At 70.9% G+C, this 21,555-nt stretch carries 22 protein-coding genes; 11 read left to right on the top strand and 11 right to left on the bottom strand.

All coding sequences use genetic code 11. The features are described 5' to 3' along the window. The first annotated feature begins 4 nt into the window (after positions 1–4). Entirely contained in the window at positions 5–811 is an 807-nt protein-coding gene (locus tag ABD927_RS16680; protein ID WP_345250969.1) for an alpha/beta hydrolase, read from the top strand. Positions 812–897: 86 nt separating this feature from the next. Here the strand turns inward: ABD927_RS16680 and ABD927_RS16675 are convergent, their stop codons facing one another. The 3 genes from ABD927_RS16675 to ABD927_RS16665 all read right to left on the bottom strand — a co-directional run bounded on the left by ABD927_RS16675 (position 898) and on the right by ABD927_RS16665 (position 3,468). Then, the gene (locus ABD927_RS16675; protein WP_345250968.1) at positions 898–1,929 is read right to left on the bottom strand and encodes an aromatic ring-hydroxylating dioxygenase subunit alpha; all 1,032 of its coding nucleotides are present in this window, start codon (positions 1,927–1,929) and stop codon (positions 898–900) included. Positions 1,930–2,071: 142 nt separating this feature from the next. Further along, entirely contained in the window at positions 2,072–2,731 is a 660-nt protein-coding gene (locus ABD927_RS16670; protein WP_345250967.1) for a TetR/AcrR family transcriptional regulator, read from the bottom strand. Positions 2,732–2,787: 56 nt separating this feature from the next. Continuing rightward, positions 2,788–3,468: a TetR/AcrR family transcriptional regulator gene (locus ABD927_RS16665; protein WP_425570282.1), complete on the bottom strand. Its 681-nt coding sequence runs from the start codon at positions 3,466–3,468 to the stop codon at positions 2,788–2,790. Positions 3,469–3,516: 48 nt separating this feature from the next. Here ABD927_RS16665 and ABD927_RS16660 point away from each other — a divergent pair, with 48 nt between their 5' ends. Beyond that, the gene (locus tag ABD927_RS16660) at positions 3,517–3,849 is read left to right on the top strand and encodes a thioredoxin family protein (protein WP_345250965.1); all 333 of its coding nucleotides are present in this window, start codon (positions 3,517–3,519) and stop codon (positions 3,847–3,849) included. An 82-nt stretch (positions 3,850–3,931) separates the two neighbouring features. Here the strand turns inward: ABD927_RS16660 and ABD927_RS16655 are convergent, their stop codons facing one another. Continuing rightward, positions 3,932–4,927: a D-2-hydroxyacid dehydrogenase family protein gene (locus ABD927_RS16655; protein ID WP_345250964.1), complete on the bottom strand. Its 996-nt coding sequence runs from the start codon at positions 4,925–4,927 to the stop codon at positions 3,932–3,934. Positions 4,928–5,111: 184 nt separating this feature from the next. Between ABD927_RS16655 and ABD927_RS16650 the strand changes: the two genes are divergently transcribed. Continuing rightward, entirely contained in the window at positions 5,112–5,528 is a 417-nt protein-coding gene (locus tag ABD927_RS16650) for a VOC family protein (protein ID WP_345250963.1), read from the top strand. 83 nt (positions 5,529–5,611) lie between these two features. Further along, the gene (locus ABD927_RS16645) at positions 5,612–7,060 is read left to right on the top strand and encodes a DHA2 family efflux MFS transporter permease subunit (RefSeq protein WP_345250962.1); all 1,449 of its coding nucleotides are present in this window, start codon (positions 5,612–5,614) and stop codon (positions 7,058–7,060) included. Between the two features lie 221 nt (positions 7,061–7,281). Here the strand turns inward: ABD927_RS16645 and ABD927_RS16640 are convergent, their stop codons facing one another. Together ABD927_RS16640 and ABD927_RS16635 are read right to left on the bottom strand one after the other, a co-directional pair. Beyond that, positions 7,282–8,103, bottom strand: a complete 822-nt coding sequence (locus tag ABD927_RS16640; protein WP_345250961.1) for a copper resistance protein NlpE N-terminal domain-containing protein — start codon at positions 8,101–8,103, stop codon at positions 7,282–7,284. Between the two features lie 47 nt (positions 8,104–8,150). Continuing rightward, positions 8,151–9,254 carry an NAD(P)/FAD-dependent oxidoreductase gene (locus tag ABD927_RS16635; protein WP_345250960.1) on the bottom strand — a complete coding sequence of 368 codons (1,104 nt, stop codon included), beginning with the start codon at positions 9,252–9,254 and terminating at the stop codon, positions 8,151–8,153. Positions 9,255–9,416: 162 nt separating this feature from the next. On the opposite strand from ABD927_RS16635, the gene ABD927_RS16630 reads away from it, so the two are divergent. From ABD927_RS16630 to ABD927_RS16615, 4 genes are all read left to right on the top strand, one after another. Then, entirely contained in the window at positions 9,417–10,280 is an 864-nt protein-coding gene (locus ABD927_RS16630; RefSeq protein ID WP_425570281.1) for a prepilin peptidase, read from the top strand. Beyond that, on the top strand, positions 10,277–10,900 hold the full coding sequence (gene coaE / locus ABD927_RS16625; RefSeq protein WP_345250959.1) for a dephospho-CoA kinase: 624 nt from the start codon (positions 10,277–10,279) through the stop codon (positions 10,898–10,900). The genes ABD927_RS16630 and coaE overlap by 4 nt, the downstream gene beginning before the upstream one ends. An 83-nt stretch (positions 10,901–10,983) precedes the next feature. Beyond that, positions 10,984–11,742, top strand: a complete 759-nt coding sequence (gene zapD, locus ABD927_RS16620) for a cell division protein ZapD (protein ID WP_345250958.1) — start codon at positions 10,984–10,986, stop codon at positions 11,740–11,742. A 5-nt stretch (positions 11,743–11,747) separates the two neighbouring features. Further along, a complete protein-coding gene (locus ABD927_RS16615; RefSeq protein WP_345250957.1) occupies positions 11,748–11,963 on the top strand; it encodes a DNA gyrase inhibitor YacG in 216 nt (71 codons plus the stop codon). Between the two features lie 44 nt (positions 11,964–12,007). Here the strand turns inward: ABD927_RS16615 and ABD927_RS16610 are convergent, their stop codons facing one another. The 4 genes from ABD927_RS16610 to ABD927_RS16595 all read right to left on the bottom strand — a co-directional run bounded on the left by ABD927_RS16610 (position 12,008) and on the right by ABD927_RS16595 (position 16,277). Beyond that, a complete protein-coding gene (locus ABD927_RS16610; RefSeq protein ID WP_345250956.1) occupies positions 12,008–13,120 on the bottom strand; it encodes a thiamine phosphate synthase in 1,113 nt (370 codons plus the stop codon). Beyond that, positions 13,117–13,980, bottom strand: coding sequence for an ATP-binding protein (locus ABD927_RS16605; protein ID WP_425570287.1), 864 nt, complete (start codon positions 13,978–13,980; stop codon positions 13,117–13,119). The genes ABD927_RS16610 and ABD927_RS16605 overlap by 4 nt, the downstream gene beginning before the upstream one ends. Positions 13,981–14,057: 77 nt before the next feature. Next, positions 14,058–15,284, bottom strand: coding sequence for a bifunctional glutamate N-acetyltransferase/amino-acid acetyltransferase ArgJ (argJ, locus tag ABD927_RS16600; RefSeq protein ID WP_345250954.1), 1,227 nt, complete (start codon positions 15,282–15,284; stop codon positions 14,058–14,060). 51 nt (positions 15,285–15,335) lie between these two features. After that, positions 15,336–16,277 carry a helix-turn-helix domain-containing protein gene (locus ABD927_RS16595; protein ID WP_345250953.1) on the bottom strand — a complete coding sequence of 314 codons (942 nt, stop codon included), beginning with the start codon at positions 16,275–16,277 and terminating at the stop codon, positions 15,336–15,338. A gap of 154 nt (positions 16,278–16,431) precedes the next feature. Between ABD927_RS16595 and ABD927_RS16590 the strand changes: the two genes are divergently transcribed. From ABD927_RS16590 to ABD927_RS16580, 3 genes are read left to right on the top strand one after another with little or no spacing between them, the layout of a single operon-like run. Continuing rightward, the gene (locus ABD927_RS16590) at positions 16,432–17,889 is read left to right on the top strand and encodes an FAD-dependent oxidoreductase (RefSeq protein WP_345250952.1); all 1,458 of its coding nucleotides are present in this window, start codon (positions 16,432–16,434) and stop codon (positions 17,887–17,889) included. A 45-nt stretch (positions 17,890–17,934) separates the two neighbouring features. Continuing rightward, the gene (locus ABD927_RS16585; protein ID WP_345250951.1) at positions 17,935–19,161 is read left to right on the top strand and encodes an MFS transporter; all 1,227 of its coding nucleotides are present in this window, start codon (positions 17,935–17,937) and stop codon (positions 19,159–19,161) included. Between the two features lie 11 nt (positions 19,162–19,172). Next, on the top strand, positions 19,173–19,976 hold the full coding sequence (locus ABD927_RS16580; RefSeq protein ID WP_345250950.1) for an NAD(P)-dependent oxidoreductase: 804 nt from the start codon (positions 19,173–19,175) through the stop codon (positions 19,974–19,976). Here ABD927_RS16580 and hemL read toward each other — a convergent pair. Continuing rightward, positions 19,973–21,253 carry a glutamate-1-semialdehyde 2,1-aminomutase gene (gene hemL / locus ABD927_RS16575; RefSeq protein WP_345250949.1) on the bottom strand — a complete coding sequence of 427 codons (1,281 nt, stop codon included), beginning with the start codon at positions 21,251–21,253 and terminating at the stop codon, positions 19,973–19,975. The genes ABD927_RS16580 and hemL overlap by 4 nt on opposite strands. Positions 21,254–21,555 lie beyond the last annotated feature (302 nt).

Genomic DNA, 21,555 nt, shown 5'->3' with positions numbered 1-21,555 from the left:
CGTCATGTCAGACCTCGTCTACCGCGGCATGAGCCGCGAACAGCTCGACCGCGCCTATAACAACCGGGCCGCGGTGGCCGACAGCCACGCCATCATGGAGGGCTGGACGCAGCGCAGCCAGGCGGTGCAGGCGCCCGCCGGCGTCGACCTCGACCTGCCCTACGGCCCGCGTCCGCGCGAACGCATCGACCTGTACCTGGCCGGCGCCGGCGCGCCGGTGCTGTTGTTCCTGCATGGCGGCTACTGGCAGATGAACCGGCGCGAGGATTTCCGCTTCGTCGCCGAAGGGCCGCTGGCCCACGGCATCAGCGTGGCCATCGGCGGCTATACGCTGGCGCCCGAACTCGACCTGCCCGGCATGGTGGAGGAAGTGCGGCAGATGGTCGCGTGGCTGCGCGCGCGGCTGGGCGGCCGGATCCTGCTGGCCGGCTGGTCGGCCGGCGCGCACCTGGCGGCCAGCGCGATGGACCATCCCGACGTGGCCGGCGGGCTGGCGATCAGCGGCATCTACGATCTGGAGCCGATCCGGCATTCCTACCTCAATGCCAAGCTCGGCCTGGACCGGGCCGCGGCGGCGCAGGCCTCGCCGCTGTGGCACCTGCCGGCGCGCTCGGGGCCGCTCGACGTCGCATTCGGCGAACTGGAGCTGCCCGAGCTGGCGCGGCAGTCGGCCGACTATTGGCAGGCGTGGCGCGGCGCGGGGCTGCGCGGCGAGCTGGCCGCGCTCGGCGGCCACAACCATTTCACGATCCTGGACGAACTGGCCGCGCCGCAGGGCCGGCTGGCGCGCATGGTGGCGGGCCGGGCCTGAGCGGCGCCGGCGCGTGCCTGCGGCCGGGGAGCGGCGCGCCGCCGGCCGGGATGGTGCCCAGCCCGGGACGCGCGCGGCCGGCTGCCTCAACCTCGGCTTGCGGCAGGGCCCGCGGCGTCCTGCATCTGGCCCACCAGCCGGCGCATGCGCACCGGCGCCGCGTCGATGCCGATGCGCACCGGCCGCACGCCGGGATGGCGCCGTTCTTCCTGCTGGATGGCCTCCAGCATGTCCTTGTCTTCCTGGTAGGCGACGCGGAAGCCGTCGTGCAGCGCGCGGCCCACTGCCGGGTCGTCCGTGCCGAAGTTGCGCAGGCTGAACCAGTGGTCGATGCAGCGTTCGTCGTCCACCGGCGTGATGCAGTGGCCGATCAGCACGCGCAGGCCGAGGTTGCGGTCGCCCTCCGGCCCGACCCGTCCGGCGGGCGCGGTGCCGAAGTCGACCACCGTGATGCTGGGCGCATGGTAGGTGTAGTACTGCCAGCGGTCGACCGGACCGGCGATGAAGGGCGCGAACGAGGCCACCGGCGGCACGTTGCGGATCCAGCGCGACACGACGATGCTGCGGCCCTGCGCGCGGGTGTCGATCGGCACGCCTTCGCCCAGCGGATCGCCCAGCGTGGTGGGGTGCAGGAAGCTGACGTGGCTCGGGTCGCACAGGTTGTCGCACAGGTTCAGGTAGTGGCAGCCGTAGCCCAGCGCGTCGCCCTGTTCGTAGGCCCAGCCGGGCCGGTCCGCTTCCGGGATGTCGAGCATGTCTTGCGGCCGGGCCTGTTCCGGGTCGCCCATCCAGATCCACGCCAGGCCGAGCTTTTCGCGGGTGGCGTAGCGCGCCACCTTCAGCGCCGGCGCGATCCGCTCTTCGCCCGGCACCCGCACGCAGCGCCCGTCGGCGGCGAAGCGCAGGCCGTGGTAGGCGCATTCGATGGCGCCGTCGCGCAGCCGGCCGCGCGACAGCGGCGCCAGCCGGTGCGGGCAGAGGTCATCGAGCGCGGCGACCGCGCCGTCGGCGCCGCGCCAGGCCACGATCGGGCGGCCCAGCACGGTGCGGCGCACGGGCGCCTGGCCGAGCTCGCTCGTCCAGGCCAGCGGATACCAGGCGTTGACGACTCCCTGCATGGTCTCGTCCTCCGAAAGGCGCCGCGGCGCGGCGGATGCGATGTGGAATCCCATGCTAGGTGGGAGGTTTAATTAAGTCAATTGTTAATTAATTATGGGCGCAAGCAGGGCGGCGGACGGCCGGCACGGCGATGGACCGGCTTCAGCGCCGCGTGAGGTAATCCAGGACGACGTTGCCGATGTGCGCCAGCCAGGCGCCGGCCACCGCGTCGTCTTCCATGTCGCGGCCGAGATAGTCGGCCAGCGTGTGGCGGTTGGCCAGCGGGTGGTAGCACAACGCCGAGATGGTCATGAACACGTCGAGCACGGTGGCGTCGCGCCGGAACTGCCCGGCCGCCGCGCCGCGCTCCAGGATGCCGGCCAGGATGGCGAGCTGGCGCGACGCGTGGCGGGCGCCGGTGGGCCGGCCGCGTACGTGCTGGCCGCCGAGCTGGTTCTCGGTGGCCAGCAGGCCCAGCAGTTCGGGGTGGGCGCGGAAGTGGTGCCAGACGAAGGCCACCAGCCGCCGCATCGCGTCGCGCGGGTCCAGCGATTCCAGGTCGAGCGCGGCCTCGGCTTCGGCCAGCTGCGCGTAGACGGCGTCCAGCGCGGCGATGAACAGCGATTCCTTGCTCTGGAAGTAGTAGTAGATCATCCGGCCGGCGATGCCGGCTTCCTCGCAGATGCGTTCGATGCGGGCGCCGCCGAAGCCGTGGGCGGCGAACTCGGCGATCGCCGCCCGCAGGATGCGCTCGCGCGTGGCGGCGGCGTTGCGGGTGCGCGGGGCGGGGGGCGGGTCCTGGCTGGGAGCGGAGGCGGGCATCGATGCGATGGCTGGAATCGGCGCGAAACGAGCCATGATAGCCCGGGCGCCGGTGCCTACAGCCCCCGTTCCACCATCTCCAGCAGCCGCTGGCACAAGGCCTCGAACCGGGGCGGCGGCAAGCCGCGCAGCGGGCCGTCGATGGCGAGCAGCGCCATGCCGTGCACCGCCGACCAGGCCAGGAATTCGGCCCCGGGCCGTTGCGCGTCGGACAGCGCGCCGGCCCGCTGCAGGCGGTCCAGCGCGGCGCTCAGCAATTCGAAGGGGTTCAGGCCGCCGGCGCCGGCAGCGGCGGGGTTGGGCGGCGACTCGAGTTCGAACGGCACCGCGAACGCCGTGCGGAACAGCCCGGTTTGCGTCAGCGCGAATTTGAGGTAGCCGGCGCCGACCGCGCGCAGGCTGGCCCGTGCGTACGGGATGCCCTTGCGCGGCGGGCCGAGCGCGGCCAGTTCGGCTTCCATCGAATTGGCCACTTCCGACAGCGCCACCGCGCGCACCGCCTTCAGCAGGTCGCGATGGCTGGCGAAGTGGCGGTAGGCGGCGTTGGGCACCACGCCCGCGCGGCGCGTGGCCTCGCGCAGCACGACCGCGCCCGGCCCGCCTTCGCGCGCGAGCTGGACGGCGGCTTCGAGCAGGGCGCGCCGCAGGTCGCCGTGGCGGTAGGTGGCGCGGGCCGCGGCGGGCTTGGCGGGCTTGGCCGCCGGGGTGGTGGGGGTTCGCGTGGGCACGGTCCACATTATGCGGTATGGTGGCCGGATCCCCCTTCAGAATGCAGCGAGGACGACATGGCTTCCGATGTCCCCTATCAGACCGACGCCCCCGGCCGCGACGAGGTCGACGCCCTGCAAGGGCCGGCGGTGATCGAATTCGGCACGTCGTGGTGCGGCTATTGCCGCGCGGCCCAGCCGCTGATCGCCCAGGCCTTCGCCGGCCACCCGGGCGTGCGCCATCTCAAGATCGAGGACGGCAAGGGCCGGCCGCTGGGCCGCTCGTTCGGCGTCAAGCTGTGGCCCACGCTGGTATTCCTGCGCGACGGCGCGGAAACGGCGCGCGTGGTGCGGCCCACCGATGCGCAGGAAATCGCCCGCGCGCTGGCGCAGATCGATCCGGCCGGCTGAAGCGGCACGCGGCATCGCCGCGCCGGGCGGCGGACTGGCCGGCGGCCACGAGGCGCCGTGCCGACGCGGGCTGGCGGCGCGGCTAGGCCAGTTTCTGACGCGGCGAGGCCAGCGTCTCCGGATTCGACACGCCGATCGGCTGCCCTTTCAGGTAGGCCAGCACGCCGGCCGCCATCGACGCGTAGAAGGCCGGCAGGGTTTCGCGCGTGGCATAGCCCAGGTGGGGCGTCAGCACCGCGTTGTCGAGTTCGCGCAGCGGATGGCGGTCGGGCAGCGGTTCGACGTCGTACACGTCGAGCCCGGCGCCGCCTATCTGGCGCCGGGCCAGCGCGTCGACCAGCGCGGCCTCGTCCACGATCGGCCCGCGCGAAGTATTCACCAGGATCGCCTCCGGCTTCATCAGCGCCAGTTCGGCCCGGCCGACCAGGTGATGGGTGCGCTCGCTCAGCACCAGGTGGATGCTGACCACGTCGGCCTGCCGGAACAGCTCCTCCTTCTCGACCCGCTGCACGCCGTGCGCCGCGGCGGCCTCGGCGGTCAGGTTGGCGCTCCAGGCGATGACGCGCATGCCGAACGCCTGCCCGATGCGGGCCATGCGCTGGCCGATGCGGCCCAGGCCCAGCAGCCCCAGCGTCCGGCCTTCGAGCATCATGCCGGCGGTATGCTGCCAGCCGCCGCGGTGCATGTGCCCGTCTTCCAGCGGTATGTGGCGCGCGGCGGACAGGATCAGGCCCCACGCGATCTCGGCGGTGGCGCCGTTGCCGGGGCCGGCCGGCGTCACGTGCGACAGCACGATGCCCTGCTCGGTGGCGGCCGCCGTGTCCAGCGTGCGGTGCGACTTGCCGGTGATGATCATGCACTGCAGGTTCGGCAGCCGCTCGATCAACGCGCGCGGCATCGGCATGCGCTCGCGCAGGTGGCACAGCACGTGATAGGGCGCCAGCGCCTCGGCCGCTTCGTCGACCGTCTGCAGGCTGTGGTCGATCGCGTCCAGCCGGCACAGGCCGTCGAGCGCCGACCAGTCGGCCATTTTGAGAGCCAGGCGCAGGTAATCGTCCAGGATCGCGACACGCTTCATTTCTTCTCCTCCGGTTTGGGGCATCCGCCCATGTGCGCAGCATGCCGCAGCCGCCGGCGATAGGGAAGCCGGCCGCGGCGGTTTACAAAAAAGTCATACGACGTTCATGGTGTTGCGTGTACAGTGTCCACATTTGCCGCCGCGCGCGGCTTTCGTCGCCCCCCGAACCGAAAGGAGACCCGTCATGCCAGAACTCGCCGCGTATCTCAATTTCGACGGCAATTGCGCCGAGGCCATGAACTTCTATGCGAAAGTGCTGGGCGGCAAGCCCGCCATCATGACCGTCGGCCAATCGCCCATGCGCGACCAGCTGCCGCCCGAAGCCGCCGGCAAGGTCATGCATTCCTGCGTGACGTTCGACGGCGGCAAGCTGATGGCCGCCGACGCCATGCCGGGCTGCCCTTCCAGCGCCGGCCGCGGCGCCAGCCTGGCGCTCACCTACCCGACGCCGCAACAGGCCCGGCCCGTATTCGACGCCCTGGCCGAGGGCGGGAAGGTAACCATGCCGATGCAGAAGACCTTCTTTTCGGAAGCGTTCGGCTCGGTGGTCGACCGCTTCGGCGTGACCTGGCTGGTGAACGGCGGGCTGATTCCCGGCTGATGCGCGCGCCGCGGCCGGCTTCCATGGCGGCTGCCCGCTCCGGCCCCGACACGGAACCTCAAACCCACCGCGGCGCCATACCGATGACCGAACATTCCGAAGAGCGCCGCCGCTGGCTGGCGCTGCTGGTGTTGTGCCTGGGCGTGCTGATGATCGTGCTCGACTCGACGATCGTCAACGTTGCGTTGCCGTCCATTCGCGCCGATCTCGGCTTTTCCGAAACCGCGCTGGTGTGGGTGGTGAACGCCTATATGCTCGCCTATGGCGGGCTGTTGCTGCTGGGCGGGCGGCTGGGCGATCTGTTCGGGCACCGCCGCCTGTTCCTGTTCGGCATCGCCGCCTTTACCGTGTCGTCGCTGGCCTGTGGCGTGGCGGGGTCGCAGCCGCTGCTGGTGGTGGCGCGCTCGGTCCAGGGGCTGGCGGGGGCGGTGGTGTCGGCAGCGTCGCTGTCGCTGATCATGGGCCTGTTCGCGTCGCCGGCCGAGCGCGCCCGCGCGATGGGCGTGTACGGTTTCGTCTGCGCCGGCGGCGGCAGCCTGGGCGTGCTGCTGGGCGGCTTGCTGACCAGCACGCTGAGCTGGCACTGGGTGTTCCTGGTCAACCTGCCGATCGGCGTCGCCGTCTATCTGCTGTGCCTGCGGCTGCTGCCGGCCGATGGCGCGGGCGCGGAGCAGGGCCGGCTCGACGTGGCCGGCGCGCTGGCCATCACCGCCTCGCTGATGCTGGCGGTGTATGCGGTGGTGGGCGGCAACGAGGCGGGCTGGACTTCGGCGCGCACGCTGGGGCTGCTGGCCACGGCCGCGATCCTGCTGGCGGCCTTCGCCGCGCTGGAGGCGCGGGTAAGCCATCCGCTGGTGCCGCTGGGCCTGCTGCGGCTGCGCAACCTGGCCGTCGCCAACATCGTGGGCGTGCTGTGGGCGGCCGCGATGTTCACGTGGTTCTTCATGGAAGCGCTGTACCTGCAGCAGGTGCTCGGCTACGGCCCGTTCGAGGTCGGCCTGGCCTTCCTGCCCGCCAACCTGGTCATGGCCGGCTGCTCGCTCGGGCTGTCGGCGCGGATCGTGATGCGCTTCGGCATCCGCGGCCCGATCGCGGCCGGCCTGTTGCTGGCGGGCGCCGGGCTGGCGCTGTTCGCCCGCGCGCCGGAGGCGGGCGTGTTCTGGATCGACGTGCTGCCGGGCATGTGTTTGCTCGGCCTGGGCGCCGGCATCGCGCTCAACCCCGTGCTCTTGGCGGCGATGAACGACGTCGGCCCGGGCGAGGCCGGCCTGGCCTCGGGCATCGTCAACACCTCGTTCATGATGGGCGGCGCGCTGGGCCTTGCCGTGCTCGCCAGCCTGGCGGCGGCCCGGGGCGACGCGCTGCGCGCCGCAGGCACCAACGCCGCCGCGGCGCTGAACGGCGGCTATCAGCTGGCGTTCGGCCTCGGCGCCGGCTGCGCCGTCGCCGCCGCCCTGCTGGCCGCGGCGCTGCTACGCATCGCCGCGCCCCGCGAAGGCGCTCCCGCCGCGCAGCACACCATCAGCCCCTAAGACCCCCATCCAGGGTGCGGTGGATCCGGCTCCGCCGGTCCACCCGCACCGCCCCCTTGAGGGGGAGCGGCCGTAGGCCGCGCGGGGGTGGAGCTTCCCTTCCGGTCCACCCGCACCGCCCCCTTGAGGGGGAACGGCCGCAGGCCGCGCGGGGGTGAGCTTCCCTTCCGGTCCACCCGCACCGCCCCCTGGGGGGCGCGCGTAAGCGCGTAGGGGGGACCTCAGTCGCACGGGCTATCTAGCGTGCCGCCGGTCAGCCCTTCCACCACTACCTGTTCCTGCGGCGGCTGGCCCTGCGTGGCCACGTGGCCGCGGATCCACATCAGCACCGGCGTGCCCGGCGCCACCCGCAGCTTGGCGTAGGCGGCGGCGAGCTGGTCGGCCTGGCCGCCGGCGGCCACTGGGTAAGACTTGCCGGTGGCGCAGATCGCGAACGTGGTGCGGCCGTCCGCCGGCAGCACCCGGCCGCGCATCGTGAAGCTGTCGGCGATGGGGTCCAGTTCGAATTGCTGCGTGAGCGAGTAGTTCAGCGCCGAATTGATGGGCTGGCCTTCCTGGTCGAGCAGGCGCAGCGTGCTGGGGTTCTGGAACTCGTACAGCGCGGCCTCGTTGCGGTCGCCGATGAGCCGGATGCGCTGCGGGTTCTCCAGCGTGCGTTCCCAGCGGCCGGTGGTGACGAAGCTGGCGTCGGCGCCGTCGCGGGTGCCGAAGTAGACGCGCCGCTGCCGCCATGTCCAGTCGGGGAACAGGGTGAGCGTGATGCGCTGCCCGGCGCAGTCGGCGCAGGGAATCACGCCGCGGAAGGTTTGCGCGGCCGCCAGCGGCGCGCCGTGGTCGGTGTTGGCCCCGATGCCGGCCGCGCTGGCTTCGGCGGCGGGCGACATGCCGGGCGGCGCCGGCACCGCGGCGCTGGCTTCGCGGCTTTGCGGCTGGCGCGCCTCGGGCAGCACGATCGAGCAGCCGGCGGCGGCCAGCAGCAGCGCCGCGCCGCAGGAAGCGGCCAGGCGCCGGAGGGCCGGGTGGGGAAGGGTGGGTTCTGGCATGGACGGCTCCGGGCTTTTTTTCTTGGTACAGGCAGAGTCTACCCCGGTCAGCCTGCGGCGATGGCGGCCACGTGATCGGCGATTGCGAGCGAAGCCGTCAGGCCCGGCGATTCGATGCCGAACAGGTGGACCACGCCCGGCACGCCGTGCTCGGCCGGCCCGGCGATCAGGAAATCGGCCGCCGCCTCGCCCGGCCCCTGGATCTTGGGCCGGATGCCGGCGTAGGCCGGCTGCAGCGCGCCGTCGGCCAGCGCCGGCCAGTAGCTGCGGATCGCCTCGTAGAAGACGTCGGCGCGGCGCGGGTCGACGTCGTAGTCCAGGCTGTCGGTCCATTCGACGTCGGGGCCGAACCGGGCCTGGCCGCCCAGGTCCAGCGTCAGGTGCACGCCGAGCCCGGCGGACTCGGGCATCGGATAGATCAGCCGCGAGAACGGCGAGCGGCCCGATACCGAGAAATAATTGCCCTTGGCGTAGTGGCAGGGCGGCACCTGCGCCGGCGGGAAGCCTTCGAGCGCGCGGGCCAGCGCCTGCGCGTGCAGGCTGGCGGCGTTGACCAGCAGCCGCGCGTGCAGCGACATCGGCTCGGCGCCGCCGACGTCGACCTGCACGCCGTCCGCCAGCACGCGGCCGCCGGCCATCGGGCTGCCCAGCGCCACCACGGCGCCGGCGCGTTCGGCGTCGCCCTGGTAGGCGAGCATCAGCGCATGGGTATCGATGATGCCGGAGTCGGGGCTATGGAGCGCCGCGTGGCAGCGCAGGGCCGGCTCCATCGCCATCGCCTCGGCGCCGGCCAGCATGCGCAGCCCGCCCACGCCGCAGGCCTCGGCATTGCGGCGCAGCCGTGCCAGGCCGGCGGCCTGCGCGGCGCTGGCGGCCACCACCAGCTTGCCGCAGCGGCGGTGTTCGATGCCGCGCTCGGCGCAATAGGCGTACAGCCGGCGGTTGCCTTCCACGCAGAACCGCGCCTTGAGCGAGCCGGGCGGGTAGTACAGCCCGGCATGGATGACTTCGCTGTTGCGGGCGCTCACGCCGGTGCCGATGGCCGCTTCGGCCTCCAGCACCAGCACGTCGCGGCCGGCCAGCGCCAGCGCGCGGGCGATCGCCAGCCCGACCACGCCGGCGCCCACGACTACCGCATCGACTCGTTCCACGTATTTTTCCTCCGGCATGGCCGCCGCCTTGGCAGGCAGCGCGCAGTATCGCATCGAACGCCGACGCACGCCGGACGGCAATGGTCGTTATCGTCCACCGTGCCGCGCGCGGCCGCCGCGCACCGGTTAAGCTTCCGGTGTGCCGGCGCCGCCGGCGTTTTCATGCCGACCATGACGCTTGCGCAATTCTTCGCCGTCCACCCCCTTGCCGCCGCGCTGGCGGCGGCCGTCCTGGGCCTGGTGGTCGGCAGCTTTCTCAATGTGGTGATCGTGCGCCTGCCGCGCATGATGGAACGCGGCTGGGAGGTCCAGTGCGCCGAGCTGCGCGGCGAGGAGCCGGCGGCCGCGCCGCGTTTCGATCTGTCCCGCCCGCGTTCGCATTGTCCGGCGTGCAGCCATCCGCTGGCCTGGTACGAGAACATTCCGGTGGCGAGCTGGCTGGCGCTGCGCGGCCGCTGCGCGCATTGCGGCACGGCCATCGCGTGGCGCTATCCGGCGGTGGAATTGCTCACGGCCGCGCTGTTCGCGGCCTGCGCGCTGCGTTTCGGCGCGGCGCCGGCGGCGCTGGCAGCGGCCGGCTTCTGCGCCGCCTGCGTGGCGCTGGCCTTCATCGATGCCGAGACCCTGCTGCTGCCCGACGGCATCACGCTGCCCTTGCTGTGGGCCGGGCTGCTGGCCAATCTGTGGGGGCTGTTCGCGCCGCTGGCCGACGCGGTGATCGGCGCGATGGCCGGCTATGTCTTGCTGTGGCTGGTCTATTGGGGCTTTCTGCTGGCCACCGGCCGCGAGGGCATGGGCCATGGCGACCTGAAGCTGCTGGCCGCGATCGGCGCGTGGACGGGCTGGCAAGCCTTGCCGGCGGTGGTGCTGCTGTCGTCGCTGGCGGGGGTGGCCATCGGCCTGGCGCTGGTGGCGATGCGCCGCGCCGCGCTGAGGCAGGCGCTGCCGTTCGGGCCGTACCTGGCCTGCGCCGGCGTCGCGGCATTGCTGGGAGGATGGGGCTGGGTCCGTTGGGAGGCAATGTGAAGGGGAGGCGTCCATTCCGGGTGGGGCTGACGGGCGGCATCGGCTCGGGCAAGAGCCGCGTGGCCGATATCCTGGCCGCCCAGGGCGCGGCCGTCATCGATACCGACGCCATCGCCCATGCGCTGACGGCCCCCGGCGGCGCGGCGATCGGGCCGCTGCGGGCCGCTTTCGGAAACGCGATGATCACCGCCGACGGCGCGCTGGATCGCGCCCGGATGCGGCAGCTGGTGTTTACTGATCCAAAGGCCAAGACACAACTCGAAACGCTATTGCACCCGATGATCGGTCAAAGTGTCGAGCTTGAGGCTGGCCGCGCCGGCGGGGCATACCAGGTGTTCGTGGTGCCGCTGCTGGTGGAATCCGGACGGTGGCGCGATCGCGTCGACCGCATCTGCGTCGTCGATTGCGACGAAGCCACCCAGATCGCGCGCGTGCAGCAGCGCAGCGGGCTCGACGTCGGCCTGATCCGCCGCATCATCGCCGCCCAGGCCACCCGCGAGGCGCGCCTGGCCGCCGCCGACGACGTCATCCTCAACGATGGGGGTACCACCCCCGAAGCGCTTGCCGAGCGCACGCTGCGCCTGCACGCCGAATGGCTGGACCGGCGGGACGCCGGATAGCCGGCTCCCGGACACGGCGGAAACTGTCGCGGTCCGCGAAGGCAGCAGGTATATTCCACGAAACTCGGATCGGGGCGGTCTACGTGGTTCTTTACGAATACCCTTTCAACGAACGCGTCCGAACGCTGCTGCGTCTGGAAAGCCTGTTCGACACCATGTTCTTCTTCGTGCGGCAGCCCGACCCGCGCGCCCACCACGTCGCCCTCAACGTCCTGTTCGAGATCCTCGACGTGACCGCGCGCGCCGACCTGAAATCCGACCTGCTGCAGGACCTGGAACGCTATCGCCAATCGCTCGGCTCGCTGCGCGAACACCCCGGCATCGACCTGGCCGCGCTCGACGCCATGCTGGCCGGCATCGAGCAGGCCTCGGCCGCCTTGGTGGCGCAGGGCAAGACCGGCCAGCCGCTGCGCCAGAACGAGTGGCTCACCAGCATCCGCAGCCGGCTGTCGATTCCCGGCGGCGCCTGCGAATTCGACCTGCCGTCGTTCCACGCGTGGAAGCACAAGGCGCCCGCCCAGCGCTCGCAAGACCTGGTCCAATGGGTCGAGCCCTTCCTGCCGATGCGCGACGGCCTGGCCATCGTGCTGAAGATGCTGCGCGAATCGGGCCGCCAGCTGTCGGCGGTGGCCGAGCAGGGCGTGTTCCGGCAGATGCTGGGCGGCAAGGCCTACCAGTTGATGCGGGTCTACGTCGAAGGCGACGACGCCGGCATCTTCCCCGAAATCAGCGCCAACAAGTACATGGTGTCGATCCGCTTCTCCACCCAGGGCGGCGACATGAAACCGCAGCCGGTCATGGAAGACATCCGGTTCCAGCTGGCGCTGTGCAACAGTCTGTAGCGATCATGGTCAAGAAGGTCAAATGCCCCACCTGCGGCCGCCTGTCGGCCTGGGATGCCGCCAACCCGTGGCGGCCGTTCTGTTCCGAGCGCTGCAAGCAGATCGACCTGGGCGCCTGGGCGGCCGAGAAATTCGCCATCCCGGGACAGCCGCTCGAGGCCGACGATGCCGGCGGCGAAGGCCCCGACCGCAAGCGGCCGGCGGGGTCGATGCTGAACTAGGCGGCGGCATGCCGGCGGCCAGCCGCGCCGTCGCCGTACGAGAGCTACCAGAACCCGCTGATGCCGGCGATGCCGTGCGCGCCCTGCAGATGGGCACGCTCGCGGGTGGCGGCCGATTGGCCGCCCAGCGCGAACACCGGCAGCCCGGCATGCAGCGCCAGGCCTGCGAAGGCTTCCCAGCCCAGCGTGGCGGCGCCCGGGTGGCTGGGGGTGGGCAGCACCGGGCCGAGCACGGCCAGGTCGGCGTCCAGTCCGTGGGCGCGGGCCAGTTCGGCGGCGTCGTGGGCCGAGGCGGCCAGCCAGGCGCCGGCCGGCAGCTCGGGCCGCGGGCGGGCCAGGTCGGTGGCGCGCAGGTGAACGCCGTCGGCCTCGCGCCACCAGGCGGCCGGGTGCGCGCTGTTGACCAGCAGGCGGGCGCCGGCGGCGCGGGTGGCGGCCAGCACGCGGCGGAACACGCGGTGCAGGCTGTCGGCGTGGGGGCCGTCGGGCCAGCCGGGCTCGCGGAACTGCACCAGTTTCAGGCCGGCCGCCAGCGCGGCCTCGCAGCGGCGCAGGAAGGCGTCGGCGCCTTCGGCGCTGCCGATGGCGGTGATCGCATAGCGGTCGGGCACGCTCAGCCAGCGCAGCGCCGGCAGGGTGGCCGGCAAGAGCGGCGCGGTGGGCGGGACGACGGTCAGGCCGATGGCGGCCTCGGGCGCCGGCACGGCGGCCTGGGCGGCTTCCAGTTCGGTGGGAATGTCGCGCGCCAGGCGGCGGCTTTCCAGCGCGGCCAGGCGGCCGGCCAGCGCATGGCGGGCGGCGTCGGCCTGCGCCGCCGTGGCCGGACGGATGTCCACCCATTGCAGCGCCTGCGATTCGCGGCCCCGGGGTTCGCCGTGCCAGCCGGTCACGCGGCAGAAGAACAGGCGCACCGTGGCGTGCTGGTAGGCGTGCACGTGGGTGACCCATGGCGTGGCGTGGGTGACGGTGATGCCGAGTTCTTCGTCGAGCTCGCGCGCCAGCGCCTGCAGCACGGTTTCGCCGGGTTCCAGCTTGCCGCCGGGCAGTTCCCACCAGCCCGAGTAGGGCTTGCCTTCGGGCCGCTGGCCCAGCAGCAGGCGGCCGTCGCGCAGCAGCGCGCCGACGGCCACGTCCACCAGCTTGGGCGGGGCGTTCATTGCGGCCCCGCCGCATGCTGCGCCGCCCAGTCCTTGGCGAACTGCCAGGCCACGCGGCCCGAGCGCGAGCCGCGTTCCAGCGTCCATTGCAGCGCCGCGGTGCGGGCCTGGGCCACCTGCTCGTCGCTGCAGCCCAGCTCGCGCAGCCAGTGGCCCACGATGTCGAGGTAATCCTCCTGCCGGAACGGGTAGAACGACAGCCACAGGCCGAAGCGTTCCGACAGCGAGATTTTTTCTTCCACCGTTTCGCCGGGGTGGATCTCGCCGTCGCTCTGGTGCTTGGCCTCGAGGTTTTCGTTCATGTATTCCGGCATCAGGTGGCGCCGGTTCGAGGTGGCGTAGATCAGCACGTTGTCGCCGGCGGCGGCGATCGAGCCGTCGAGCACCGATTTGAGCGCCTTGTAGCTGGCCTCGCCTTCCTCGAACGACAGGTCGTCGCAGAACACCAGGAAGCGTTCGGGCCGCGGCGCCACCAGCTCGACGATTTCCTGCAGGTCGGCCAGGTCGGACTTGTCGACCTCGATCAGGCGCAGCCCGCGCTCGGCATAGGCGGCCAGCATGGCCTTGACCAGCGAGCTCTTGCCGGTGCCGCGCGCGCCGGTCATCAGCACGTTGTTGGCGGGCCGCCTGGCCAGGAATTGCTGCGTGTTGCGGTCGATCACCTGCTTCTGGCGCTCGATGTGCTGCAGGTCTTCCAGCCCGATGTGGGCGACGATGCGCACCGGCTCCAGCCAGCCCCGCGTGCCGCGCCGGCGCCAGCGGTAGGCGTGCGCGCTCCAGTCGATGGGCGGCGGGGCAGGCGGCAGCCAGGCTTCGAGTTGGGCCAGTACGCGTTCGGCGCGGGCCAGCAGGCCGGCCAGGTCGACGGCGGACGCAAGGGCGTCGGGCTTGGTGGATGCCACGGAAAGAACCTCGTGAAACGGAAAAAATGGAAGCGCTACGACCGGTAGTCGGCGTTGATGCTGACGTACTCGTGGGAGAAGTCGCAGGTGTAGACGGTCTCGGCGGCGTTGCCGCGGCCCAGCGCGATGCGCACCGCGATCTCGGCCTCCTTCATCACGCGCTGGCCGTCTTCCTCCTGGTAGTCCGGGTTGCGGCCGCCGTCGCGCGCGACCCAGACATCGCCCAGCCACAGGTTGACGCGGTCGACGTCGAGATCGTCGACGCCGGCGTAGCCGATGGCCGCCAGGATGCGGCCCAGGTTGGGGTCGGAGGCGTAGAACGCGGTCTTGACCAGCGGCGAATGGGCTACGGAGTACGCCACTTTCAGCGCTTCCCCGGTATCGGCCGCGCCTTCGACGCGGATGGTGATGAATTTGGTGGCGCCTTCGGCGTCGCGCACGATCAGCTGCGCCAGTTCGGCCGCGGCGGCCTTCAGCGCCGCCGTCAGTTCGGCATAGCGCGGATCGGCGGCGGAGTCCACGCGGACCGGCCCGCGGCCGGTGGCGGCCATGATGAAGGAGTCGTTGGTGGAGGTGTCGCCGTCGACCGTGATGCGGTTGAACGACACGTCGGCCGCCTCGCGCGCCAGCGTGCGCAGCAGGTCTTGCGGGATGCCGGCGTCGGTGGCCATGAAGCCCAGCATGGTCGCCATGTTGGGACGGATCATGCCGGCGCCCTTGCTGATGCCGGTGACGACCACCGGCTGGCCGCCCACCGTTACCCGGCGCGACACGATCTTGGGCTGGGTGTCGGTGGTCATGATGCCGTGCGAGGCGTCGAACCAGTTGCCCGGCGCCAGGCCCGCCACCGCCGCCGGCAGCGCGGCCACGATGCGGTCCACCGGCAGCGGCTCCAGGATCACGCCGGTGGAGAACGGCAGCACTTGTTCGGGCCGCACGCCCAGCAGGCCGGCCAGTTCGCGGCAGGTGGCCTCGGCCGCCGCCAGCCCGGGCTGGCCGGTGCCGGCGTTGGCGTTGCCGGTGTTGATTACCAGCGCGCGGATCGGCAGCGCCTGCGCCAGGTGGCGTTCGCACACCTGCACCGGCGCCGCGCGGAAGCGGTTGCGCGTGAACACGCCGGCCACCGCCGTGCCTTCGGCCAGGCGGAACACGGTCAGGTCGCGGCGGCCGGCCTTGCGGATGCCGGCCTGGGTGACGCCGATCTCGACGCCGTCGACCGGCAGGATGGTCTCGGGGGCGGGGATGTGCAGATTGACGGCCATGAAACGCCTCGGGGATGGAATGGATTCAGCCGCAAGATGATACCGCGCGGCCTATGCCTGCCTTGCCTCGCTCGGGCGGATGCCGAACTTTCCCTTGAACGCATGGCTGAAATGCGACGAACTGCTGAAGCCGACCGAATAGGCGATTTCCGTGATGGAGCGGTGCATTTCCTGGCGCGCCGTGATCAGTTCATAGCACTTCTGCAGCCGCCTGTTCCATATCCAGTTCGATGGCGACTCGCCTTTCTGGCGAAACAGGTGGTGCAGCAGGCGCACGGAAATGCCATGGTGCCTGGCGATGGTCTCCAGGGACAGGTCGGGATCGGACAGGTGCTGTTCGATCCAGGCCTGGATGAGGCATAGCCGGGCCGGGCGGTGCGGCTCGCCGTCCGCCTGGGGCCCGGCGTCGCGGTCGATGGCGAGGGCGACGATGTTCAGCAGGTCTTCGCCCAGCCGCGCCTTGTCCGCCTCGGCGATGGCGCCGCTTTCGGCGGCAAGGCTCATGCAGAGCTGCGCGGCGATCTTGCCGACGCCGCTGCCCAGGCCCAGGTTGCCCGCGACCGGGACGTTCTCCCGCGCCAGGCGGTTGGCCAGCTTTTCGCGCGGAACCTCCAGGTACAGCGCGTGCATGGCATCCTGGCACCGCAGTTCGTAGGGCTCTCCGGAATAGAACAGGGTGGCGAGCACGGGGCTGCAGGCCAGCCCGCGATGATCCTGGATGAGATGCGCGTGGCCCTGCCGGATGAATTGCAGGTAGAAGCAATCCTTGTCGAGATGGGAAAGATGCTGCCGGCGCCGCCGGATGGTACGCCGCGACAGGGAGATGTCGATGATGGACACGGGGCCGAAATCGCCCTTGCGCAGCGTTCCCCGGTAGCCGTCTTCGCCGGACAGGACGGCGTCCATGTTCGTGAAGGTATTCCAGAGCGCTTCCTGCCAAGCGTCGCGGCGGCGCGCCAGCGGATGCTGCTCGGCATGAAAAACCTGCTGCATTTGCCTCTCCCCAGCGGATCCTGCGGTCTCGGACAAGTCGCTGCGCTTTGGCGCAAGACGCCGCGCCTGCCCGGGCGGAAACTCGGATTTTATGTCCGTATCGAGTCCGGGATCTGGACGCGTTTGGAATATTTTGATACCCAGGGAGACATCGATGGCAGAACGAAAAACCGGCTTCGACGTGGTGGTGCTCGGCCACGGGATCGCCGGCCTGTCGGCAGCCGTGTCGGCCATGCAGCAGGGCGCGAAAGTCGCCGTGCTCGAGCGCGCCCCGGCCGAGGAAAGCGGCGGCTGCACGCGCTATACGGAAGCGTTCCTGCGCATGAAGAGCGAGACCGAACTGGCCGACGATTTCGACGAGGAAATGGCCGAGGTGGCCGGCGCCAATCCGGACAAGGTCATGGTCGACGAAATGACGGCGGCGCCGCAGACCTGGCCCAGCGTCGTGCGCGCCATGAGCGTGGCGGACCCGGAGTACCTCGCGGCATTTTCGCGCGAAGCCGTGCCGACCATCCAATGGCTCAAGACGTTCGGCGTGCGCTTCTACCCGACCCGCCTGCCCCAGCTCACCATCCATACGCCGATGGTCGTTCCCAGCGGCGGCGGCGCCGCCCTGCTGGAGGCGCTTGCCCAGGCGGCGACCGAGGGCGGGGTGCAGTTCTTCTACGAAACCACCGGCCGCCGGCTCATCGAGGACGACGACGGCAGCGTCGCGGGCCTGCAGGCGGTGGGGCGCCACAATCGCCGCGTGGATTTCCTCGCGCGTTCGGTGGTGCTGGCCAGCGGCGGCTTCGAAGGCAGCCGCGAAATGCTGGCGCGCTACGCGGGGCCCGGGTCGATCAACATACGTCCCGTCGCCCGCGGCGCGCACTACAACCGCGGCGAAGGCATACGCATGGCGTTCGATATCGGCGCAGCCACCTGCGGCGATTTCGGCAAGTACCACTCCACGCCGGTGGACGAACGCTCGGGACGGACCGAGGCCAAGGTGCTGATCTTCCCCTTCGGCATCGTCGTCAACCAGCTGGGACGGCGCTTCGCCGACGAAGGATCGGGCGCCGACTACAACAATTACGACCGCATCTGCCATGCCATCCAGGGGCAGCCGAACGGCATCGGCTACGCCATCTTCGACGCGAAAATCGAAGACATCCCCAACTACGCGAGCGCCATCCTGACCGACCAGCCGCCTATCCGGGCCGACAGCCTGGCCGCGATGGCGCAGCGGATCGGCGTTCCGGCCATCGCGCTGGAGGAAACCGTGCGCGCCTTCAATGCGGCCTGCCGGCCGGGCGAGTTCGCGCCGTCGCGCGCCGACGGCCTGCGCACCATCGGGCTCGAGCCGCCCAAGTCGAACTGGGCCCGGGCGATCGAAAAGCCGCCGTTCATCGCCTATCCCCTGATTCCCTCGGGCATCATCACTTTCGGCGGCGTCAAGACCAACGCCATGGCCGAGGTGCTCAACGCCGACGGCGACGCCATCCCGGGCCTGTACGCGGCCGGCGCGATGGTGGGCGTCTATCACAGGCGCTATCCGGCCGCCACGTCCGTGCTGCGCGGGGCGACCTTCGGACGCATTGCCGGCATCAACGCGGCGGCGCAGCGCGGCTAGCGCCGCATCGCATCCATACGGGGACACAAGAAGGAATATAAGAAAATGACAGAGACCATGCCCGCGGAAAAATCGAACAGCGCATCGTGGCGCGCCTTCGTCGCCGCCTATCTGGGATGGGTGTTCGACTACTTCGAGGTGTATTTCCTGACCATCGTCATCGTTCCGATGGCCAAGGAATTCGGCTGGAGCACCGGCCAGGTATCGCTGATTCTTTCGATGCAGCTTGCCTCGCTGGCGGTCGGCGGGGTGTTGTGGGGCTATCTTTGCGACCGCTACGGCCGCCGCTGGGCGCTGCAGCTGTGCATCCTGCAGTATTGCGTGGGCACGCTGGCGCGCGCCTTCACGCCGAACTTCGGGTACATGCTGTTCTTCACCATCTTCGCCGGCATCGGCATCGGCGGCGAATACGGCGTCGGGCAGACCCTGGTGACCGAAACCGTTTCCAAGGAGCGGCGCGGCGCCTGGAGCTCCATGCTCTACAGCGGCATCTTCGTCGGCATCGTGCTCGCCGCGGTCGCCGGCGGGCTCGTCCTGCCGCACGTGGGCTGGTCGTGGTCGCTGATCATTTCGTCGATCCCGATCGTGCTGGTGGTGCTGATCCGGCTGGGCACGCCGGAATCGGCGCTGTGGGAACAGCGCAAGTCCAGGGGGCAGCATGTCGCGGCAAGGTCAGAGTTCGCGCGGGCATCGTTCCTGAAGCCGCTGCTGCTGTGCTATGCGACGGCGACGTTCCAGCTCTTCGCCTACTACGGCATCACGACCCTGATGCCGACCTATCTGGTCAACGTCGCCGGGTTCTCGCTGAGCAAGACCTCGTGGTGGGTGTTCTTCACCGGGCTGGCCGGCTTGTGCGGGGCCGTGGCCGCCGCCTTCTTCATCGACCGGATCGGCCGCCGCATGACGCTGTCGGTGTCCGCCGTCGTCGGCGCGGTCGGCGGCGTGCTGGTGTTTCTGCTGTGGCAGGAACTGCAGTCGCTCAGCGGGATCCTGGCGCCGTTCTTCCTGCTGTATGCCGGCTTCGGCGCCACCGCCTCGGTGTTCGGCTCGCTGTTCTCCGAAGTATTCCCGGTTTCGCTGCGCGCCACCGGCATGTCTTCGGCGCTGCAGCTGGCCCGCGGCACGACCTTCGCCGCGCCCCTGATCGCCAGCGCGCTGTATCCGGTGATCGGCTATCCGCCCCTGATCATCGGCGCCGTGGTCCTGCTGGCGCTGCTCGCCCTGATCGCATGGGCATTTCCGGAAACGTCGGGCGCCGACGTCGACTATTGAAGGAGACTGGCATGCTGTTATTCCTGGGACTGGGACGAATGGGATTGCCGATGGCCACGCACGCGCTGCGGTCGGGGCTGGACGTGCATGGCTACGATGTCGCGGCCGAACGCATGGCGCTGTTCCAGGCGCAAGGGGGCCAGGCCGTCGCCGACCTCGCCGCGGCGTTCCGCGCGGCCGACGCGGTGATGATCATGGCCGGCTCGCAGGCGCAGGTGCAGGCGCTGTTTTCCGGACCGCAGGGCATCCTGTCATGCGCCCGGCCGGGAACGCTGGTCATGGTGATCAGCACCGTGATGCCGGAATTCGTGCAGGAGCTGAGCCTGCGGGCGGCGCAGGGCGGCATCCGTGTCGTCGACGCCCCCGTCTGCCGCGCCGAGATGGGCGCCGTGTCCGGCACGCTGCTGGCCTTTCTGTCCGGCGCAAAGGCGGCCTGCGACGAGGCCGCGGCGCTGATGCGGCCGTTTTGCGCCGATATCGAATACGTCGGCGAAAAGCCGGGCGCCGCCCAGGTCGCCAAGACCATCAACAACCTGATCCTGTGGGCCTGCGTGGTGGCCAACTACGAAGGCCTGAGCCTGGCGAAAACGTGGCAGCTGGACGTGGATTCGCTGCGGCGCGCCCTGGTGACCAGCAGCGCCGACAACTGGAGCCTGCGCCACTGGGACAAGGTTTCGGAGATGCCCTGGTCGATCAAAGACATGGAGATCGCGCTGGAGACCAGCGACAAGGCGGGAATCGAACTGCCCCTGAGCGCGAAGATCGCCGAACTGGTGCGCGTGATTCCCGTGCTGACCCACGCCAAGGTCGGCTAGCGAACCTGCCTGAAGGCCTCCGCGGCGGCCGACAGCGTTTCCTGGAGCACCGCGTCGTCGTGCGTGATCGACACGAAGCCGGCCTCGAAGGCCGACGGCGCGAACATCACGCCGCGCGCCAGCGCCGCGTGGAAGAAGCGGTTGAAAGCGGGCACGTCGCTGGCGGAGACATCGGCCAGCGAGGCCGGCGGGGTGTCGCGGAAGTAGATGCCGAACATGCCGCCCACGTGGTCGGCGCTGAACGGCACGCCGGCCGCGGCGGCGGCCGCGCGCAGGCCCTCCACCAACTTGGCCGTCTGCGCTTCGAGCCGCTCGTAGAAGCCCGGCTGCGCCAGCAGCCTGAGCGTGGCCAGCCCGGCGGCCACCGCCACCGGGTTGCCCGACAGCGTGCCGGCCTGGTAGACCGGGCCGAGCGGGGCGATCTGGCCCATCACGTCGCGCCGGCCGCCGAAGGCGCCGATCGGCATGCCGCCGCCGATCACCTTGGCCAGCGTGGTCAGGTCGGGCCGGATGCCGTACAGGCCCTGGGCGCCCTGCGGGCCGACCCGGAAGCCGGTCATCACCTCGTCGAAGATCAGCAGCGCGCCGTGGCGGCTGCATTGGTCGCGCAGCGCCTGCAGGAAGCCGGGCGCGGGCTTGACCAGGTTCATGTTGCCGGCCACCGGCTCGACGATGACGCAGGCGATTTCGCTGCCGAAGCGCGCGAAGGCGGCCTCGACGCCGGCCTGGTCGTTGTAGTCGAGCACCAGCGTATGGGCGGCGAATTCCGGCGGCACGCCGGCCGAGGTGGGGTTGCCGAACGTCAGCAGGCCCGAGCCGGCCTTGACCAGCAGGCTGTCGGCGTGGCCGTGGTAGCAGCCTTCGAATTTCACGATCTTGTGGCGGCCGGTGTAGCCGCGCGCCAGGCGGATCGCGCTCATCGTGGCCTCGGTGCCGGAGCTGACCAGCCGCACCTGCTCGATCGACGGCACGCGCTGCACCAGCAGCTCGGCCAGTTCGACCTCGGCCTCGGTGGGCGCGCCGAACGACAGCCCGCCCAGCGCCGCCTCGCGCACCGCCTCGATCACCTCGGCCGGCGCGTGGCCGAGGATGGCCGGGCCCCAGGAGCCGATGTAGTCGATGTAGCGGGCGCCTTCGGCGTCCCATACGTGCGGGCCGGCCGCGCGCGCGATGAAGCGCGGCGTGCCGCCCACCGAGCGGAAGGCCCGCACGGGCGAATTGACGCCGCCGGGAATGGTGCGGCAGGCGCGGTCGAACAGGTCTTCGTTGCGGCTCATCGGGTGGTCTCCTCGGGCGGGTCGGCTTGCGCGGGGTCGAAGGCGCGGCAGAAGGCGCGCGCCGCGGCTTCGACGTCGTCGGCGCCGAACAAAGATGTGATGACGGCCAGCGCGTCGGCGCCGGCGGCCACCGCCAGCGGCGCGTTGGCGGGCGTGATGCCGCCGATCGCGACGATGGGCGGGCGCGGCGGCGCGATGCGGGCGTTGCCGGTGGCGGCGCCGACGCGAGCGCCTGCGGCCGCGCCGTGCCCGGCCGGAAGTCGGAGGCCAAGCGGTCTTAGGAAGACAAGTACCTCAATCAA

The organism is Pigmentiphaga soli (assembly GCF_039541095.1).
Lineage (GTDB): Bacteria > Pseudomonadota > Gammaproteobacteria > Burkholderiales > Burkholderiaceae_B > Pigmentiphaga > Pigmentiphaga soli.
The sequence above is the reverse complement of the archived record's forward strand: the minus strand, read 5'-3'. Positions and strand labels throughout refer to the sequence as shown.

Bases quoted from the DNA above. Each gene is read 5' to 3' on its own strand.
- ABD927_RS16595 (WP_345250953.1), bottom strand. From the start codon at position 16,277: ATGCAGCAGGTTTTTCATGCCGAGCAGCATCCGCTGGCGCGCCGCCGC.
- ABD927_RS16655 (WP_345250964.1), bottom strand. From the start codon at position 4,927: ATGAAGCGTGTCGCGATCCTGGACGATTACCTGCGCCTGGCTCTCAAA.
- argJ (WP_345250954.1), bottom strand. From the start codon at position 15,284: ATGGCCGTCAATCTGCACATCCCCGCCCCCGAGACCATCCTGCCGGTC.
- ABD927_RS16615 (WP_345250957.1), top strand. From the start codon at position 11,748: ATGGTCAAGAAGGTCAAATGCCCCACCTGCGGCCGCCTGTCGGCCTGG.
- ABD927_RS16590 (WP_345250952.1), top strand. From the start codon at position 16,432: ATGGCAGAACGAAAAACCGGCTTCGACGTGGTGGTGCTCGGCCACGGG.
- hemL (WP_345250949.1), bottom strand. From the start codon at position 21,253: ATGAGCCGCAACGAAGACCTGTTCGACCGCGCCTGCCGCACCATTCCC.
- ABD927_RS16610 (WP_345250956.1), bottom strand. From the start codon at position 13,120: ATGAACGCCCCGCCCAAGCTGGTGGACGTGGCCGTCGGCGCGCTGCTG.
- ABD927_RS16580 (WP_345250950.1), top strand. From the start codon at position 19,173: ATGCTGTTATTCCTGGGACTGGGACGAATGGGATTGCCGATGGCCACG.
- ABD927_RS16660 (WP_345250965.1), top strand. From the start codon at position 3,517: ATGGCTTCCGATGTCCCCTATCAGACCGACGCCCCCGGCCGCGACGAG.
- ABD927_RS16645 (WP_345250962.1), top strand. From the start codon at position 5,612: ATGACCGAACATTCCGAAGAGCGCCGCCGCTGGCTGGCGCTGCTGGTG.
- ABD927_RS16650 (WP_345250963.1), top strand. From the start codon at position 5,112: ATGCCAGAACTCGCCGCGTATCTCAATTTCGACGGCAATTGCGCCGAG.
- ABD927_RS16630 (WP_425570281.1), top strand. From the start codon at position 9,417: ATGCCGACCATGACGCTTGCGCAATTCTTCGCCGTCCACCCCCTTGCC.
- ABD927_RS16585 (WP_345250951.1), top strand. From the start codon at position 17,935: ATGACAGAGACCATGCCCGCGGAAAAATCGAACAGCGCATCGTGGCGC.
- ABD927_RS16675 (WP_345250968.1), bottom strand. From the start codon at position 1,929: ATGCAGGGAGTCGTCAACGCCTGGTATCCGCTGGCCTGGACGAGCGAG.
- ABD927_RS16640 (WP_345250961.1), bottom strand. From the start codon at position 8,103: ATGCCAGAACCCACCCTTCCCCACCCGGCCCTCCGGCGCCTGGCCGCT.
- ABD927_RS16680 (WP_345250969.1), top strand. From the start codon at position 5: ATGTCAGACCTCGTCTACCGCGGCATGAGCCGCGAACAGCTCGACCGC.
- ABD927_RS16670 (WP_345250967.1), bottom strand. From the start codon at position 2,731: ATGCCCGCCTCCGCTCCCAGCCAGGACCCGCCCCCCGCCCCGCGCACC.
- ABD927_RS16665 (WP_425570282.1), bottom strand. From the start codon at position 3,468: ATGTGGACCGTGCCCACGCGAACCCCCACCACCCCGGCGGCCAAGCCC.